Source organism: Nocardia sp. CA-290969 (genome assembly GCF_050936135.1).
GTDB lineage: Bacteria > Actinomycetota > Actinomycetes > Mycobacteriales > Mycobacteriaceae > Nocardia.
On sequence record NZ_JBNJNJ010000001.1, the window covers coordinates 1,509,434 to 1,526,331 of the forward strand.

The window sequence follows — 16,898 nt, forward strand, 5'->3', positions numbered from 1 at the left end:
ATTGCTATTCGGTGACGAGTTTCCAGTCATCGGGCAGCCCGTGGACGTGCATCGTCGATCCCTCGGCGTGAATACTCACCGTGGCCTGCCCCAATCTCAGGTCGGTCAGGCCCACCTTTCCCCATTCCCTCGGGAGTTGCGGGGTCACCTTCAAAGTACGCGTGGGCGCGCACGGTGACAGGCCCAGGAAGGAGCGCACCAGCAGCAGCGGTGCGGCGCTGGCCCAGGCCTGTGGGGAGCAGGAGGTGGGGTAGGGGACCGGGGAGCGGAAATCGGTGCGGGCGAACCCGCAGAAGAGTTCGGGCAGCCGCCCGCCGAACTCGCCGGCCGCGTCCAGCAACCCGGTGGTGAGCCGTTCGGCCAGTTCACTCGCGCCCGGAATATGCCGGTACCGCAACAGTCCGGCCACGGCGATGGCGGTGTCGTGCGGCCATACCGACCCGTTGTGGTAGCTCATCGGGTTGAACGCGCCCATGGTGGAGGCCAGGGTACGCAGCCCGAAACCGCTGTCCATGGACACATCGGCGAGCCGCTCGACCAGTTCGGCGGCGCGTTCGTCGGAGACGATCCCGGTCCACAGGCATTGCGCGGCATTGCTGGTCAGGGCGTCGACCTGGTTCTTCTGGCCGTCCAAGGCGACCGCGTACCAGCCGTTCTTCGCGACCCAGAACGCCTCGTCGAACCGGTCTTTGAGGTTCTCCGCCTGTTCGCGCAGCCGCCGGGCGGTTCCGGTATCGCCGAAGTACTCCGCGAGCTGGGCGCGGGCCCGCCGCGCCGCGTACACATAGCCCTGGACCTCGCAGAGCGCGATGGACGGTTCGGCCAGATGCCCGGTCGCGTCGTTGATCGCGTCGAAGCTGTCCTTCCAGCCCTGATTGCTGAGCCCGCGATCGGTTTTGCGGCGGTACTCGACGAAGCCGTCGCCGTCGGCGTCGCCGTACTCGTCGATCCAGGCCAGCGCGGCATCGGCGGCCGGCAGCAGTTCCCGGACCACCGCATCGCCGGCGCCCCAGCGCCAGCATTCGGCCAGCAGCATGACGAACAGCGGGGTGGCGTCGACCGACCCGTAGTAGACGGTGCCGCCGAGCACCTGGCCGCTGGCCGGGCCGTGCCGCATCTCGTGCATGATCCGGCCGGGTTCTTCTTCGGTGATCGGGTTGACCTTCGTACCCTGCAGATCCGCCAGCCGCCGCAGCGTGCCGACCGCCAGCGCCGAATCCAGTGGTAGCGCCATCCAGGAGGTGAGCAGGCTGTCGCGGCCGAACAGCGCCATGAACCACGGTGCGCCGGCGGCGACATAGGCGGGGGCACCGTCGGTGCTGCCGTCGATACGCAGGGCGCCCAGATCGCTTTCGGTGCGCTGCAGGACCTCCGACAATGCCGGATCGGTGGCCGTGAGATCGGTGGCGGTGGCCCGCCAGGCCTTGAGCCGGCTGATCGGGCTGTCCTCGTCGTCCCCGAAAGCCATCTGCACCCTGCGGTGCGAGAGCACCGGCTGGGCGAGGATCTCGGTATCCCAGCGGCCGCGCGCCGGCACCACCACCTGCCAGGTGATGGTGCCGGGGAGCATGACCGCGCCGGCCGTGGCGCTGATGGTCAGGCCACGGCCGGGTTCGTTGTGGTCGGTCAGGTGCAGATCGCCGTCCACGGCATTGTGTTCGGCGCCGCCGCCGTGATTGCGACCCTCCTTGACCGCGAACAGATCCGCGAAATCGGAGTCGACGAACAGGGTCACCGTCATCGCGGTGTCCTCGTGACCGAGGTTGTGCACCGTGATGGCCTCTTTGAGGCCGTTGCCGATGAGCCGGCGGCGGACCACCAGCACGGTGCTGTCGGCGACCCCGGCACGCGGGGGTTTACGCAGGATGAACCGGCCTTTGAACGCCTCCGGCGTGAGCACCGTGAGATGTTCGGCGGGCTGGCCGTCCAGCCGGAGTTCCCAGCGTGAGATCACCCGGGAATCGCGATAGAAAAGGCCTTGCGAAGTGCCGGAATGGATATCGCCGAGGGGGTCGGACAAGCAGAAGGTGCTCGCCTCGACCAGGGTGACCGTCCCCCCGCCGCCGTTGACGGCGGCGGGCTGGCCGGAGTTGAGAATTCTCGGCGGTGCGTTCATGCCCTACTCCATACCGGTGTCGTGCCGGCGTCGGCGCGGATCGCGGGTACCGCGGTGCGGCGCATACCGACGGCGGACAGTGTCTGGCCCCTGCTGTGGGCTTCGTCCCACGCTTCGAGTATGCGGTAATACGCCGCCTCGTAGCCCGCACCGAGCTGATCCACGCCGAAATAATCCTCGACGCGGCGGCGGCAGGCATGCGGATCCAGTTCGCCGGCTTTGGCGATGGCGGCGGGCAATTCGTCCGGGTGGTCGCAGATGATGCCGGTGACACCGTCTTCGATCACCTCCTCCACCGCGCCGCCGCGCAGCGCCACCACCGGGGTGCCGCAGGCCATCGCCTCGATCATCACGATGCCGAACGGCTCCTCCCAGCGGATCGGGAACAGCAGGCAGCGCGCGCCCGCGAGCAGTTCCCGTTTGGCGACCGCATCGGCTTCCCCGAAGATGTGGTCGGTATCGGTGAGCAGCGGCTCGATTTCCTTGGCGAAGAACGCCTTCTCCGGCGGCTCGTTGCATTTACCGGCCAGGATGAGCTTGATACCCGCCTCGTGCGCGGCCCGCAGGGCCAGTTGCGGTCCCTTGTAAGGGGCGTAGCGGCCGAGGAACAGCGCGTAGTCCTGCTTTTCGGTGCGGAACGGCCATTCACTGGGGCGCAGTGCGTTGTGCACGCGGCCGATCCAGTTGAAGCTCGGCGCCAGTTCTCGCTGCCGGTCGCTGATCGCGATGAGGCGGGTGTGCTCGTCGAGCGCGCCGTAGTACTCCCACATATCGTTGTCGACCGGCCCGTGCACGGTGACGGCGGTCGGGATGCCCAGGTTCTCGTAGGCCGGGGCGTTGAGCGGGCCGGCGAAAGTGTGGTCGTGGATGATGTCGATATGCCGGGAGCGGGCCAGTTTCTCGACCATGCGCCGCACCTTCAGGGCGTTGACGACCTCGGGGAACGGGTCGCCCAGACGTTCGGCCTGCAGGGACTCCCAGACCGGGACGAATTCGGCATCCGTACCGGGCTTTCCGGCGCCCAGTAGCGTCACCCGGTGCCCGCGCGCGACCAGCGTGTCGGCGAGTTCGGCCACCACGGCCTCGACACCGCCGTAACCGGCCGGGGGCACATCGAAATACGGGGGTGCGACCAGGACGATGTTCAGCGGGTGGTTACGTCCGGCTCCGCCGAACCGGGCGCGCCGGGGTTTTCGCGCCGGAGTATCCGATTCGGATTCCGTATTCGTGAATATGGTGCTCAACTTTCCTCCTCGATTAGTGGCCGCACGACATATGTCGCTCGCCGCCCAGCCAATGGGTGGAGCTGATCAAGAACCATTCATTCGAGAGCACGGTGGTGCTGTCGGAAGTGCGCCGGAAGACCTCCGGCGGGAAAGACGCGCGGCAGACCGGTGAACGTGGCTGCCGCGCCGGGAAATCAATCGCCGCGATGGGCCGAACGGCCGGGCGAAATACCGAAAGCAGGCCGGTCCGGTAGTGCGCCGAAGGCGAGGGTCGAACCGGCCCGTCTGCGGACCAGGCATTCGGGAGAACAGAGTCTGTGGATATCGTGGGCGCGCCGGGCCTGGCCCAGCGTCAAGACCCCCGGATCCGCCGAACAGTCGGCGATGTTGGAGACGACTCCTTGTTCGGTGATGACATCGATACCCGGCTCAGTGACTTCCGCCGCGGCCGGCGCCGATGTGTACCCGATCCTCACCGTTACCTCCTGCACTCGTCGAGCTGGAGCAAACAGTTCCCGGCCGCCGGTGCCTCCGCCGGCCGGTCTAGCTGATGGTGCCTGGGTCGAGCGGTGGAGCAGTATGAAAATCTCCGAACGCCGCCCATTCTACGCGTGCCGTGTTCTTCATAGAATCTCGAATAATCCCAGTTCGGCATATACCTGGTTAATTCGCGCGTGCGGATATGTGCACGTGTTTTCACCCGGCGCGGACGGCATGGAGCACTTCCTGATGTAGTGAATCCGCCCGGGCGGTGATTTCCGAGATCCGGCCCAGTACCTCGGTGAATGCCGCTGTCCGCTCGGCCGGCAGTGAACCCAGATTGATCTCGATATTCAGTTGTGAGGTCACCGCCGCGGCGCGTGCGGCAGCACCGGCGGCGCCGATATCGGTGACTACATTCGGATTTCCGATCGGGAGCAATTCGGTTGCCAAGACCAGGATCCCGTCGGCCTCGTCGACCACCGCCGCGGGCACCCGAGCGGCTTCCAGCAGGGCGGCCTCGATGGCCGCGCCGCGCTGCTCCGATTCCTGATCGGTGTCCTTGGGCAGCTTGTAGGCCGCGCCCACCGCGGTGAAGGCGGCGGCGTCGGCGTCGGCGAGGGCCAGCGCCCGTTCGCGGGCCGAATCGGCGGCCTCGATGATCCGGTCGACGACCGGCCGGTGCTCGGCATCCTTGGCGCGAGTGGTGTACCGCGCGACCATGGCCACCAGGGCGGCGGCCTGGGCCGCATGTAGTGCCGCGACCGCGCCGCCGCCCGGTGCCGGTACCTTCGCCGCGAGTTCGCCCAGGTAGCCGCCGATCGGTGACCCACCGAAACCGGTGGCGGTGGACTCGGGCGATTCGGGGGACTGCGACACGATCAGGCCTTTCTCGACACGGTAGCTCGAAGTTAGCTGCACTGCGCAAGGAGTAACTGCCCTCAACCTACCGCGTCCCCCGGCGTGGCCGGTGCCGGGCCACCCCGTAGGCGGGTTTATGTTGAGGGCATGCGGATCGGATTGAGTATCAATTATTCGGGCGGCTTCACCGAAGCCGCGGCCGAAGTGGCCGATTTGGAACGGGCCGGCCTCGACATCGTCTTCGTGCCCGAGGCGTACTCGTTCGACGCGGTGAGCGCCCTGGGCTACCTCGCGGCCAAAACCTCCCGGCTACAACTGGCCTCGGGGATCATGCAGCTCTACACCCGCACGCCCACGCTCACCGCGATGACCGCGGCGGGCCTGGATTTCGTCTCCGACGGCCGTTTCGTGCTCGGTCTGGGTGCCTCCGGCCCGCAGGTCATCGAGGGTTTTCACGGTGTTCCCTATGACGCGCCGATCGGGCGCACCCGTGAACTCGTCGAGATCTGCCGCAAGGTCTGGCGCCGGGAACGGCTCACCTACGAGGGCAAGTACTACCGGATCCCGCTGCCCGAGGGGGAGGGCACCGGTCTCGGCAAACCGCTGAAGCTGATCAATCACCCGGTCCGCGAACGTATTCCGGTGCTGCTCGCCGCGCTCGGCCCCAAGAATGTCGCGCTGGCCGCGGAAATCGCCGAAGGCTGGCAGCCGATCTTCTTCCTGCCCGAACGCGCCGACGCCGTATTCGGTGACGCCCTGCGCGCCGGAAAAGAACGCCGCGATCCCGAACTCGGCCCGCTCGACGTGTACGCCGGCCCGGCGCTGGCCATCGGTGAGAACGTGGAACCGCTGCTGGAGTTCGTCAAACCCATGCTCGCCCTGTACATCGGCGGGATGGGCGCCAAGGGGAAGAACTTCTACCACACCCTCGCCACCAACTACGGCTACGGCGCCGAAGCCGACCGGATCCAGGAGCTGTACCTGGCCGGGAAGAAGGACGAGGCGACCCAGGTGGTGCCCGACCAGCTCGTCCGGGACGTATCCCTGATCGGCCCGGCCGGTTATGTGAAGGAGCGGATCGCCGCATTCGCCGAGGCCGGGGTCACGGTCCTCAATGTCGCCCCGCTGGCGGCCACCCCGGCCGACCGGGTCGCGCTGATCGAACAGTTGCGCACCCTCTGCGACTGATCCGGCAGGTGTCCGGGCACGGCTCCGCGCCCGGACACCCTCGAGGAGGAGGCCGAGACCGGGCGCCCCGTCGATACGACGTGCCTGCGGGTAGGGACACGTCCTTTGCAACGCCGTCGGCCGGCTGTCCCGGCGGCGGTGAGCCGCGGGGACAGCCGGCCGAAAGCGGTTGTCGCCTCAGGCGTCGCGGAAACTCGCGAGCGCGTCGTCCAGCGTGGAATGCAGGTCGAAGACCTGGTCCAGAGCCGTCATCTTGAGCTGGCGGCTGGTGGCCGGGCCTTCGGCCACCAGCGCGATGGTGGTCTTCTCGCCGGCCCGCTGATGGGCGGCTACCAAGGCGGCCATCCCCGCCGAAGCCAGGAAGCTCACCGCCGCCAGATCGACGACCACACGGTCCGGTCCGGCGTCGAGCGCCGCGTCGATCGCGGTCTCCAGGGCAGGGGCCGTGGCGAGATCGACCTCCCCGGTAACCGTGAGCACGGTGACGCCGTCGTGGTCGGCAATCGAGGTCGTCATCGTATCCGGGATCGGGTTCTCGTCTGGGGAAGAGTTCGTCACATCATCACAATCTGCCATGAGTCTCCCGATCTTGCTGCATCGTGCCCCCGCGGGACCGGTTGTTCGAACCACGCAGGGCGCTGGCCACCGGAAACGTGATCGCCGGCAGGGTCACCGACATCCGCACCCGGGTGCCGGGACCCGGATGGTCGATTTCGAGTTCCTCGGTGAGTGCCCGCATCATATCGATTCCCCGGCCGCGTGGTCCCGGATCGGCGGGCCGGGGCCGCCAGGTCCCGGTATCGGTCGTTTCGATGACCACGCGGTCGCCGTCGCAGGCGGCGGTGAGCACCACCCGTTCGGTATCCGAGGCGCCTTCCTGGTACGCGTGTTCGATGCTGTTGCTACACGCCTCGTTGGTCGCCGCGACGAGATCGGCGGTCAGGTTGTGCGGCACCGCCGCGGCCGACAGCCAGGCCGTGAGGGTGCGGCGCAGCATGGCCAGCCGGTCCGGCCGGGCCGGTAGGTCCAGCCGTAACGGTTCCGGTGGCTGCCGGTACACCACCATGGCGATATCGTCGTCGTAGCCGCCGTCCGGGCGCAAGGCCGAGAGCACCGAATCGGCCACTTCGCGGGGAAGTTTGCGGGCACTGTCGGCCAGCGTCTCGGCGATTTTCGTGAATCCCTCGTCGATATCCTCGCCGCGGCGTTCCACCAGCCCGTCGGTGAACAGGACCAGCGTCGAACCCGGCGGCAGCGGGGTGGTGGCCTCCGGTCGGCGCAGGGTCTCGAAGGTGGCCAGCGGTACCGAGCGACCGCCTTCGAGCAGCCGGCCGGTCTTGTCCACATCGGCCAGGATGGGCGGCATATGACCGGCATTGCTGTAGCGGACCAGCCCGCGCACCGGATCCAGCACCGCCGCGCAGACGGTGGTGCACAGGGCACCGGGGATGCGCGCGGCCACCGGGTCGAGTTCGCTGAGCAGCTGGGCCGGCCCGGCGCCGCGTAACAGCAGCGCCCGGGCCGCGGTGCGCAACTGGCCCATCACCACGGCGGCGGACAGGCCACGGCCCACGCAGTCGCCGACCACCACACCGATGGTCCCGTCGGGCAGCGGTACCACGTCGTACCAGTCGCCGCCGATCTCGAGCGGTGGCAGCGCCGGTTCGTAGTGCACCGAGAACCGGGGCGGGAGTTCGATCGGGCCGAGCATCGCCCGCTGCAAGGTCAGCGAGGTGGAACGGGCCTGATCGAAGTTGCGCGCCCGCTGTACGGCCAAACTCAAATGGCCGATGAGCAGCGAGAACAGGGTCCAGTCGGCGGCATCGACAACCCGCGGGGCGGGGAACCGCAGCCACAGCGCGGCATCGCCGGTTTCACCCAGCGGGGCCACGATGCCCTCGGCGCTGCCGGCCCCCTCGGGGACGGCGATGAGGGTGCGACCCGGCCGCAGACGCGCGCGCTCGAGAATCGCCTCGGTCCCGGGGTTCAAGCCGGTGCCGCCCTCGCCCGCCGGCGGGTTACCCGAGAGGTACACCTTCGGCGCGGCATGACCCGCCCACACCGCCACGACAGCGGTTTCCGCGCCGACCGTACGCCGCAGCTCGTCCAGTCCCACCTCGAGCACCTCGGCCACCGTGGTGGCCGAGGCCAGTGCCGTAGCGAGCCGATTGGCGGCCTGATCGCGCGCCTGCGCGTCGTGTTCGGCGGTGACGTCACGGACGGTGCCCACGAAGATGTGTTCCTCGCCGTCCGGTTTCACGAGAGCGCTGGTGCTCACCCCGATCCAGCGGCGGCGGCCGTCACGATGCTGGATCGGGACGACGAACCGCGCGGCCTCGGTACCCAGATCGGGATACCGGGGGCCCTCCGGAATCGACCACGGATGCGGTATCGGATAGGGCACCCCCGGCGCGCCGTATCCGGTGAGCTCGCCGAAGGCCTTGTTGACCTCGATGATCGTGCCGCGCGCGTCGGCGACGAAGAACCCGTCCTGCAGCGATTCCACCAGGGCGGTGCGGAACTCGTCGCGCCCGGCGAGATCGTCGGCGCGCGAGCGCTGCTGTTCGTAGCGGCGGGTGCCGTCGAGATAGCCGCGGGTCGCCACATCCAGGGTGATCAGGGTTTGCAGCAGGAATTCCAGCGCATGCTCGGCCAGCGGGCTGTCCGCCCGGGCGGCCCCGTCACCGGCGGTTTCCCGTTCGTCCGCTTCGACCTGCACCTGTTTGGCCACGCGGAAATGGTTTTCGGTGAGGTCGAGCAGGCTGATGCCCTCCACCAGCGCGCGGCGGCCGAGTTCGTGGGCTTCGGCGAGCCCGTCGCGTTCGGGAGCGGCGAGATGGCGGCGCAATGCGTCGGCATAGGCGTCGAGGAACGCCGCCAGGATCTCGCTCATCGTTTCTCCCGGCGGATCACGACGCTTCTCGCTCGTGCGCGACCCCGTTCGGAACACCCCGGACCCGGGCGGCGAGAACCAGTGCGTCGTCGGTGTCCTTGGCGTGCCGGTCGACCAGTTCCCGGGCGATATCGGCGGTGGATTTGGCCAGGTCGATACCCTCGTCCGGTGCCACCACCACTCCGTCGGTGGACATCAGCAGCAGATCTCCCGGGCGCACCGGCACCGTCTGCGGCTGCAGGTGCGGCGGCAGCCGGTAGCCGACGATTCCCCCGCTCTGCAACACGGTGGCACTCACCTGGGGGCCGGTGGGCCCCGCGGTGAGCACCTGGGAATCCACGTTCCCGACCCCGAGCCACTGTGCTTCCTCCGCGCCGAACAGCGCCAGGGTGACCGCGGCGCCGCGGGTGTCCGACATCGCCCGGTGGCACAACACCATCAGCACATCCAGTGGTTCGGCGCGGTTCTCGGCCAGCACCCGGGACGCGCGGTCCACCGCGGCGGCCGCGGCCGCCCCGTGGCCGAGACCGTCGAGCACGGCGAACAGGACCGATCCGGTGCCGGTGTCGAGGACCACGCAGCGGTCCCCGGAAACATCCTGACCGGGAAGGGCGCGGCCGGCCACGGCCCATTCGATCCGGCCGATGAACCCGTCCTCATGCACCGTGGGGTACCCACTTCCACATTTCCACCAACGTGCCCTGGCCGGGTGCCGATTCGATGGCCATGCCGTCCATCAGCCGTTTGGCGCCGGGTAAGCCCAGGCCGAGACCCAGACCGGTGGAATAACCGTCTTCCATGGCGCGGGCGATATCGATGATTCCCGGCCCCTGATCCTTGGCCTGAACCACGAGAGCGCGACGACCGTCGCGCTCGTCCACATGCAACCGGATCTCGCCGCTGCCGGCGTAGCTGGTGATATTCCGGGCGACCTCGGAGATCGCCGTGGAGATCATCGTCCGGTCGGTGAGCGTGAAGCCGAGCTCCTCGGCCAGCTCCCGCCCGGCCTGACGTGCGGTCACGATGTCGTTCGACATCTTCACCGCGATTACCACCCGATCAGCGGCCACTGTCACGACCATCTCGGTGGTGGTGGCGGGCCGAGGCCTTCCGGTTCAGCCAAGCCAAGCCCTCCTCGAGGTCCAGTGCCGTGTGCATATCCTCGAAGGTGAGGCCGAGTTGCACCATAGCGAAAGCGACCTCGGGTTGCAGGCCGACGATAACGGTCTCCGCGCCGCGCAGCTGCGTCATATGCGCGATGGTGCGCAATGATCTCGCGGCGAAGGAATCCATCACATCGATGGCCGTCACGTCGACGATGATGCCCTGCGCGCGGTACTTGCTGACCTGGTTCATCAGGTCGTCCTGGAGGCGCTCGGTATCGGCATCGGTCAGCGCGGACTGTACGGATGCGATCAGATATGTGCCTTGTTTGAGGATAGGTACTGGCATAACGGTTCCGTCAGCGCGAATCGCGTTCGCTGCGTTCGGTCACTCTGGACACTTCGTAGCCCAGTAACCGTTCCGCCTCTTCGATACCGCCCTGCAGGTCGCCGACCGCGTTCATCTTCGACAGATCCAGGCCGATCGTCACCAGGGTGAGCGCGATCTCCGAGGAGAGGCCGGTCATGATGACGCTGGCGCCCATCAGCCCGGACGCGTCCACGGTCTGCACCAGGTGGTTGGCGACCGTCGAGTCGATATCGGGCACACCGGTGATATCGATGACGACCACCTTGGCGCGGTTGTTGCGGATCGCCCGCAGCAACTGTTCGGTGAGCTGGCGGGCGCGCTGGCTGTCCAGCACGCCGATTATCGGCAGGATCAGCAGCTGCTCGCGCACCTGCAGAACCGGCGTGGACAGCTCGCGGATGGCTTCCTGTTGCTGCCGGATGACGCGTTCGCGTTCCTGGACGAAGGACACGCCCACGGTGTTGGCGATCCGGTTGGCGGCCGGCTCGTAGGCGTCGAGGACGGCGTTGAGCAGTTCGAAATTCGACTGGTACTTCTCGAACAGCGAGCGGGCCAGCACATCGCGCAGCAGCAGCACCATGCCGAGTACCTCGTCGGTCTCGACTCCTCTGGGGATGATGCGCTCGGACAGATCGCGGGCGTAGGCCTGCAGCGCTTCGACGCTACCGGTTTCCAGTACCTCGACGTAGTTGTCGTACACCGAGGTGGCTTCGGAGAAGACCTCTTCGGGGGTCATGGCGGTGAGCAGCCGGGCCTCGGTGATACGCCGTGCCCACTCCTCCCGCAGTGCGGTGCGGTTCTGGCGCAGATGTTCGACGAGCTGCGGCAGCAGCTTGTCGACGGAAACCTCGGCCAATGAGTCCGCCGAAAGGCCCATGGACACCTCGGACATGTAACTTGTGCCCCTTTCGACGGCGGTCCGGTACATCGTAGTGACTTCGGCGGTCGTGCCGATACCGAGCCTAGTCATACCCTCGCTCCTACGCCGGTGAAACCTGCCGGTCCGGTTTATTCACCGGTTGTGACCGGAAACGCGTCCGGCGTGGCGAAACCGCGTTCCAGCGCCGCCAGTGCGCGGTCGAGATAAACGGTCAGATCCGCGTCCGCGCGGGCGAGCCAGGCGTCGAACGCGGCGCGGGCGGCGGCCAGGGTGGTCCGGCCGACGGCCATCGGGATCAGCGAATCCGGCGGCTGCCCGAGTCGCGTCGCCGCGAACTCGCCCACCGTGCGTTCCCACGCGTCGTAGTGGGTGCCCGCGGTGGCGGCGAGGGCGGGCACATCGGCCACCAGTTTCATCCGGGTGCGCAGTTCGGGGACGTCCTCGGCGCGGTAGCGGTTGGCGTTGACCACCACGCGGCGCACGGCGGCCATCATCGGCTCGTCCGCGGGAACGGCGGCGAAAGCGGCACGGAGTCCGGCGACCTCGTCGTCGAACGAGTACCACAGCACCTCGGCTTTGCCGGGGAAGTAGCGGAAGAAGGTCCGGCCGCTGATTCCGGCGACGGCCGCGATCTGCTCGACTGTTGTTTCCTCGAAGCCCTGTTCGCTGAACAGCCGCATGGCGATCAATTCGAGCTCGCGCTTGGTGGTGCCGCGGGGGCGCCCACGCGGATGCTGTGCCGTCACAGGAAGATTCTGCGCTGTGCGACGGGACGCCGGTGCGTGCGGGTGCACTCTCTTGATTTTGTCAGTGGGTGACGTTAATGTCGGGCCCATGATGGTGGCGGACCTCACATGGCCGGAGGCAGGTGACCTCGGTAACAGCGGTGCGCTGCTCGCGGTGCCCGTGGGGTCCACCGAGCAGCACGGCCCGCACCTGCCGGTCTCCACCGATACCGACCTGGCCGTAGCACTGTGCACCGGCCTGGCCGGTCGCCGCCCGGGCGTACTGGTGGCGCCGCCGGTCGCCTACGGGGCCAGTGGTGAGCACAGTGGTTTCCCGGGCACACTCTCGATCGGTCAGGCGGCGCTGGAACTGCTGATCGTGGAACTGTGCCGGTCGGCCACCGCTACCTTCGAGCGGATCGTGCTGGTCAACGGGCACGGCGGAAACGTGGAACCGCTGCGGCGGGCGGTGGCCCTGTTGCGCAGCGAATCCCGCGATATCCGGCTGTTCCTGCCGCGCTACGCCGGCGACGCCCATGCGGGCCGCACGGAAACCTCCCTGCAGTTGCACCTTTCGCCCGAGCGGGTGCACCTCGGCAAGGCCCGGCCGGGCGATACCCGCCCGCTGGCCGACGTGCTGCCGCAGTTGCGCGCGGGCGGGGTGAAAGCCGTCAGCGCCAACGGTGTCCTCGGTGATCCCACCGGCGCCGTTGCCGCCGAAGGAGAGCGGTTGCTCGGCGAACTCGTCACCCAGTTGTTCGATCAGGTCCGGCAATGGTGGCCGGAACCAGTGGAAAGGATCCGACCGTGAACCCATGGTTCGAAACCGTCGCCGAGGCCCATCGGCGCGCCAAGAAGCGGCTGCCGAAATCGGTGTACGGCGCGCTCGTCGCCGGCTCGGAACGCGGCCAGACCATCGACGACAACCAGGCCGCGTTCACCGAACTCGGTTTCGCGCCGCATGTCGCGGGACCGATCGGCGAACGCGATCAGTCCACGACGGTACTGGGTCAGCAGATCTCCATGCCGGTGATCATCTCGCCCACGGGTGTGCAGGCCGTGCATCCCGACGGTGAGGTCGCGGTCGCGCGGGCCGCCGCCGCGCGCGGAACGGCCATGGGGCTGTCGTCGTTCGCGAGTAAATCCGTCGAAGAGGTCGTCGCCGCCAATCCCACGACGTTCTTCCAGCTCTACTGGTGTGGCAGCAAGGACGATATCGCCGCGCGCATGGCGCGGGCGAAGGCGGCGGGCGCGGTGGGGCTCATCCTCACCCTGGACTGGTCGTTCTCGCACGGTCGCGACTGGGGTTCACCGGTGATTCCGGAGAAACTGGACCTCCGCACCATGGCGGGTTTCGCGCCGCAGGTGATGCTCAAACCGCGCTGGCTCACCCGGTACCTGCGCTCGGGCACCCTGCCCGACCTCACCGCCCCCAATATGGCGCTCGGTGACGCCCCCGCTCCCGGTTTCTTCGGCGCGTACGGCGAATGGATGGGTACCACCGCCCCGGACTGGGCCGATGTGGCCTGGGTCTGCGAGCAGTGGGACGGACCGGTGATGCTCAAGGGCGTGATGCGGGTGGACGACGCCCGCCGGGCCGTCGATGCCGGTGTGGCCGCCATCTCGGTGTCCAATCACGGCGGTAACAACCTCGACGGCACCCCCGCCTCCATCCGCGCGCTGCCGGTGGTGGCCGACGCGGTGGGTCACGAGATCGAGATCCTGCTCGACGGTGGTATCCGGCGCGGTAGCGATGTGGTCAAGGCCGTCGCGCTCGGTGCGCGCGCGGTGATGATCGGCCGCGCGTACCTGTGGGGTCTGGCGGCCAACGGGCAGGCCGGGGTCGAGAACGTGCTGGATATCCTGCGCGGCGGAATCGACTCGGCGCTGCTCGGGCTGCGCAAGACCAGCGTCACCGAGCTGGACCGCTCGGATATCGTGATCCCGGAGGGTTTCGAGCGCCGGCTGGGCGTCGACGCGCCCGCGCAGCTGCGGATCCCGGAGTCGCCCGCCGAAGCGGTATGACCCCGCCGGGATAGTCGTGGCATGACACTGGAGGCGTGAGTATCACAACGGTGTCGTCCAGGATCGTCTACGAAAATCCGTGGCTGACGGTGCGCGAGGACCGGATCGAGCGCGGGGACGGGTCGCCCGGCCTGTACTCGGTGATCGAGAAACCCGACTTCGCGCTCGTCATCCCGATGGAACACGAGGGCTTCCATCTCGTGGAGCAATACCGCTACCCGGTGCGCGCCCGGACCTGGGAGTTCCCGTCGGGCGCCTTTCCCGAGGGGGTGACGGGCACTCCGGAGGAGCTGGCCGCGGCCGAACTCGCCGAGGAAACCGGGTTCACCGCCGGGCGGCTGGAGTGGCTCGGCCGGGTGCAGGTCGCGAACGCGATGACCGGGGAGGGCTGCCACGTGTTCCTCGCGACCGAGCTGTCGCCCGGCGAGCCGAACCGGGAGCTCACCGAACAGGACATGCGGCAACGGTGGTTTCCACGGTCCCGGGTGGAGGAGATGATCCGGGACGGCGAGCTGGCCGACGGTCCGTCGCTGGCCGCCTATCTGCTGCTGAAACTCCGCACGCGGTAGCGCGGCGCGGAGGCGCTCGCCAGGTTACGATTTAGGTTTGCCTTACTTCGGGCTGTCCGGGGGTCGGTCGCTAAGCTCGCTGTGCTCGACCCCCGGTACAGCGGCGTTCACCGTGGCTGTGCCGTGTTCTACCCGCAGCCCACTTCCGAAGGAGTGCGATCGGTGACCGCTCCCGAGTTCCGCTATTCAGACCTGCTCCCGATCGGTGCCGACGACACCCCGTACCGGCTGCTCACGACCGAGGGTGTCAGCACCTTCGAATCCGGTGGCCGGACCTTCCTGCAGGTCGACCCCGAGGTGCTGCGGATGCTCACCGCGGAGGCGATGCACGACATCAGCCACTATCTGCGGCCCGCGCATCTGGCGCAGCTGCGGCGGATCATCGACGACCCGGAGGCCAGCGGCAACGACCGATTCGTCGCGCTGGATCTGCTGAAGAACGTCAACATCTCCGCCGGCGGCATCCTGCCGATGTGCCAGGACACCGGCACCGCGATCGTGATGGGCAAGAAGTCCGAGGGCGTGCTCACCGGTGTGGACGACGCCGAATGGATCAGCCGCGGCGTTTTCGACGCCTACACGAAACTGAACCTGCGGTATTCCCAGCTGGCTCCGTTGACCATGTGGGACGAGAAGAACACCGGTTCGAACCTGCCCGCCCAGGTCGAGTTGTATTCCACGCCGGGCGATTCCGCGCAACCGTCCTACAAGTTCCTGTACATGGCCAAGGGTGGCGGTTCGGCGAACAAATCGTTCCTCTACCAGGAAACCAAGGCCATCCTGAACCCCACCCGGATGCTGGAATTCCTGGACGAGAAGATCCGCTCCCTGGGTACCGCGGCCTGCCCGCCGTACCACCTCGCGGTGGTGATCGGCGGCACCAGCGCCGAATTCGCCCTCAAGACCGCGAAGTACGCGTCCGCGCACTACCTGGACAATCTGCCCACCGAGGGCTCCATGACCGGCCATGCCTTCCGCGATCTGGAACTCGAACAGGAAGTGTTCAAGCTGACCCAGTCGTTCGGGATCGGTGCCCAGTTCGGCGGTAAGTACTTCTGCCACGATGTGCGTGTGGTGCGCCTGCCGCGGCACGGCGCGAGCTGCCCGGTCGCGCTGGCGGTTTCCTGTTCCGCGGACCGGCAGGCGCTGGCCAAGATCACTCCCGAAGGGGTGTTCCTGGAACAGCTCGAACGCGAACCCGCGCAGTACCTGCCCGAGCAGACCGACGAAATCCTCGGCGGCGATGTGGTGAAGGTCGACCTGAACCGCCCGATGGACGAGATCCGTGCGGAACTGTCGAAATACCCGGTGAAGACCCGGCTCTCGTTGTCCGGCCCGCTGGTGGTGGCCCGCGATATCGCGCACGCCAAGATCAAGGAACGCCTCGACGCGGGCGAGGAGATGCCCCAGTACCTGCGCGATATGGCCGTCTACTACGCCGGCCCCGCGAAAACGCCCGACGGTTACGCCTCCGGTTCGTTCGGTCCCACCACCGCGGGTCGCATGGACTCCTACGTCGACCAGTTCCAGGCGGCCGGCGGTTCGTTCGTCATGCTCGCCAAGGGCAACCGGTCCGCGCAGGTGACCCGCGCCTGCAAGGAACACGGCGGTTTCTACCTCGGTTCGATCGGCGGCCCCGCGGCCCGGCTCGCGCTGGACTGCATCAAATCGGTGGAGGTCCTCGAATACCCCGAACTGGGGATGGAAGCGGTCTGGAAGATCGAGGTCGAGGATTTCCCGGCGTTCATCGTCGTCGACGACAAGGGCAACGATTTCTTCGCCGAAACCCAGAAACCGATCGCCCTGCGCGTGCGCACCCGCTCCAAAGAACGCGTCTGATCTCCACCGCGCCCGCAAGGTTCGCTCAATCCGGTTCGAACAGGTGGTCGTAGCCGATCGCGAAGGAGTTGTCGGAGGGATCGACCACCACCCGGAGCCGGTCGCCGACCTGCGGCCGGGGCGAGAGGCTCGGCACCTCACAGACCGCCTTGAACGGGTCGACACCGGGACCGCTGATCCGGACCCGTAGCTCGGCGACATCCGGGGACTCGCCCCCTTGGCGTATCCGAACCGCGGTGATCTCCGCTGTCGCGGGGAGCCCCACGGCCTGGAATCGGCGCTCGGTCCCTCGCCACTCGTAGGTTTGCACCGCGAGTGCTATCCCGATCGGGAAGGTGATGATTCCCGGGCACAGTGCATCGGCCGGCGAAGCCGTCAACGCGACGACCGGACCCGTCAGAATCAGTCCGGCCGCGATCACATACGTGATCACCCCGGCGACCGGCCCGATGAGTTCGACCTGTCTCGGCCCTTTTTCGTCGCTACCGGACACTCTGTACACAGTATGTGGGTGGCCGCCACGGTGGTGGGCTACGCCGGTACCGGACGAGAGATCCGTGGGCCGCTACCCGCCGGGGTGTTGCCCGGTTCGCCGCACCGGCGATACCCTCATTCCGGTTAGC

General features: G+C 67.7%; 17 protein-coding genes. 5 read left to right on the forward strand and 12 right to left on the reverse strand.

Annotated features, from left to right (window positions below):
* Window positions 1–4: 4 nt before the first annotated feature.
* From ACQEVO_RS07110 to ACQEVO_RS07125, 4 genes are all read right to left on the reverse strand, one after another.
* Complete coding sequence (locus ACQEVO_RS07110) at window positions 5–2,116, reverse strand: amylo-alpha-1,6-glucosidase (protein ID WP_432910092.1); 2,112 nt, start codon at window positions 2,114–2,116, stop codon at window positions 5–7.
* Window positions 2,113–3,264: a glycosyltransferase family 4 protein gene (locus ACQEVO_RS07115; RefSeq protein WP_432922441.1), complete on the reverse strand. Its 1,152-nt coding sequence runs from the start codon at window positions 3,262–3,264 to the stop codon at window positions 2,113–2,115. The genes ACQEVO_RS07110 and ACQEVO_RS07115 overlap by 4 nt, the downstream gene beginning before the upstream one ends.
* Before the next feature lie 272 nt (window positions 3,265–3,536).
* Window positions 3,537–3,818, reverse strand: a complete 282-nt coding sequence (locus ACQEVO_RS07120; RefSeq protein ID WP_432910094.1) for a hypothetical protein — start codon at window positions 3,816–3,818, stop codon at window positions 3,537–3,539.
* A gap of 220 nt (window positions 3,819–4,038) precedes the next feature.
* Complete coding sequence (locus ACQEVO_RS07125; protein WP_432910097.1) at window positions 4,039–4,701, reverse strand: cyclodeaminase/cyclohydrolase family protein; 663 nt, start codon at window positions 4,699–4,701, stop codon at window positions 4,039–4,041.
* Window positions 4,702–4,830: 129 nt separating this feature from the next.
* On the opposite strand from ACQEVO_RS07125, the gene ACQEVO_RS07130 reads away from it, so the two are divergent.
* Window positions 4,831–5,871, forward strand: coding sequence for an LLM class F420-dependent oxidoreductase (locus ACQEVO_RS07130; RefSeq protein ID WP_432910100.1), 1,041 nt, complete (start codon window positions 4,831–4,833; stop codon window positions 5,869–5,871).
* Window positions 5,872–6,048: 177 nt separating this feature from the next.
* On the opposite strand, the gene ACQEVO_RS07135 is transcribed toward ACQEVO_RS07130, so the two are convergent.
* From ACQEVO_RS07135 to mftR, 7 genes are all read right to left on the reverse strand, one after another.
* Complete coding sequence (locus ACQEVO_RS07135) at window positions 6,049–6,387, reverse strand: STAS domain-containing protein (protein WP_432922444.1); 339 nt, start codon at window positions 6,385–6,387, stop codon at window positions 6,049–6,051.
* 46 nt (window positions 6,388–6,433) lie between these two features.
* A complete protein-coding gene (locus ACQEVO_RS07140; protein ID WP_432910103.1) occupies window positions 6,434–8,764 on the reverse strand; it encodes a SpoIIE family protein phosphatase in 2,331 nt (776 codons plus the stop codon).
* Window positions 8,765–8,780: 16 nt separating this feature from the next.
* Window positions 8,781–9,428 (reverse strand): SpoIIE family protein phosphatase, encoded by a 648-nt coding sequence (locus tag ACQEVO_RS07145; protein WP_432910106.1) that lies wholly within the window; start codon window positions 9,426–9,428, stop codon window positions 8,781–8,783.
* Window positions 9,421–9,834: an anti-sigma regulatory factor gene (locus tag ACQEVO_RS07150; RefSeq protein ID WP_280399395.1), complete on the reverse strand. Its 414-nt coding sequence runs from the start codon at window positions 9,832–9,834 to the stop codon at window positions 9,421–9,423. The genes ACQEVO_RS07145 and ACQEVO_RS07150 overlap by 8 nt, the downstream gene beginning before the upstream one ends.
* On the reverse strand, window positions 9,824–10,216 hold the full coding sequence (locus ACQEVO_RS07155; protein WP_432910111.1) for an STAS domain-containing protein: 393 nt from the start codon (window positions 10,214–10,216) through the stop codon (window positions 9,824–9,826). Before ACQEVO_RS07155 ends, ACQEVO_RS07150 begins: the two co-directional genes overlap by 11 nt.
* Before the next feature lie 10 nt (window positions 10,217–10,226).
* Window positions 10,227–11,129: an STAS domain-containing protein gene (locus ACQEVO_RS07160; protein WP_280399396.1), complete on the reverse strand. Its 903-nt coding sequence runs from the start codon at window positions 11,127–11,129 to the stop codon at window positions 10,227–10,229.
* 116 nt (window positions 11,130–11,245) lie between these two features.
* The gene (gene mftR, locus ACQEVO_RS07165) at window positions 11,246–11,863 is read right to left on the reverse strand and encodes a mycofactocin system transcriptional regulator (protein WP_432910113.1); all 618 of its coding nucleotides are present in this window, start codon (window positions 11,861–11,863) and stop codon (window positions 11,246–11,248) included.
* Between the two features lie 88 nt (window positions 11,864–11,951).
* On the opposite strand from mftR, the gene mftE reads away from it, so the two are divergent.
* From mftE to ACQEVO_RS07185, 4 genes are all read left to right on the forward strand, one after another.
* Window positions 11,952–12,653 carry a mycofactocin biosynthesis peptidyl-dipeptidase MftE gene (mftE, locus tag ACQEVO_RS07170; protein ID WP_432910116.1) on the forward strand — a complete coding sequence of 234 codons (702 nt, stop codon included), beginning with the start codon at window positions 11,952–11,954 and terminating at the stop codon, window positions 12,651–12,653.
* On the forward strand, window positions 12,650–13,867 hold the full coding sequence (gene mftD / locus ACQEVO_RS07175; protein ID WP_432910119.1) for a pre-mycofactocin synthase MftD: 1,218 nt from the start codon (window positions 12,650–12,652) through the stop codon (window positions 13,865–13,867). The genes mftE and mftD overlap by 4 nt, the downstream gene beginning before the upstream one ends.
* A 35-nt stretch (window positions 13,868–13,902) precedes the next feature.
* Window positions 13,903–14,436, forward strand: a complete 534-nt coding sequence (locus ACQEVO_RS07180; RefSeq protein WP_432910122.1) for an NUDIX domain-containing protein — start codon at window positions 13,903–13,905, stop codon at window positions 14,434–14,436.
* A 162-nt stretch (window positions 14,437–14,598) separates the two neighbouring features.
* Window positions 14,599–16,275 carry a fumarate hydratase gene (locus tag ACQEVO_RS07185; protein WP_432910125.1) on the forward strand — a complete coding sequence of 559 codons (1,677 nt, stop codon included), beginning with the start codon at window positions 14,599–14,601 and terminating at the stop codon, window positions 16,273–16,275.
* A gap of 25 nt (window positions 16,276–16,300) precedes the next feature.
* Here the strand turns inward: ACQEVO_RS07185 and ACQEVO_RS07190 are convergent, their stop codons facing one another.
* On the reverse strand, window positions 16,301–16,768 hold the full coding sequence (locus ACQEVO_RS07190; RefSeq protein ID WP_432910127.1) for a hypothetical protein: 468 nt from the start codon (window positions 16,766–16,768) through the stop codon (window positions 16,301–16,303).
* Window positions 16,769–16,898: the final 130 nt, after the last annotated feature.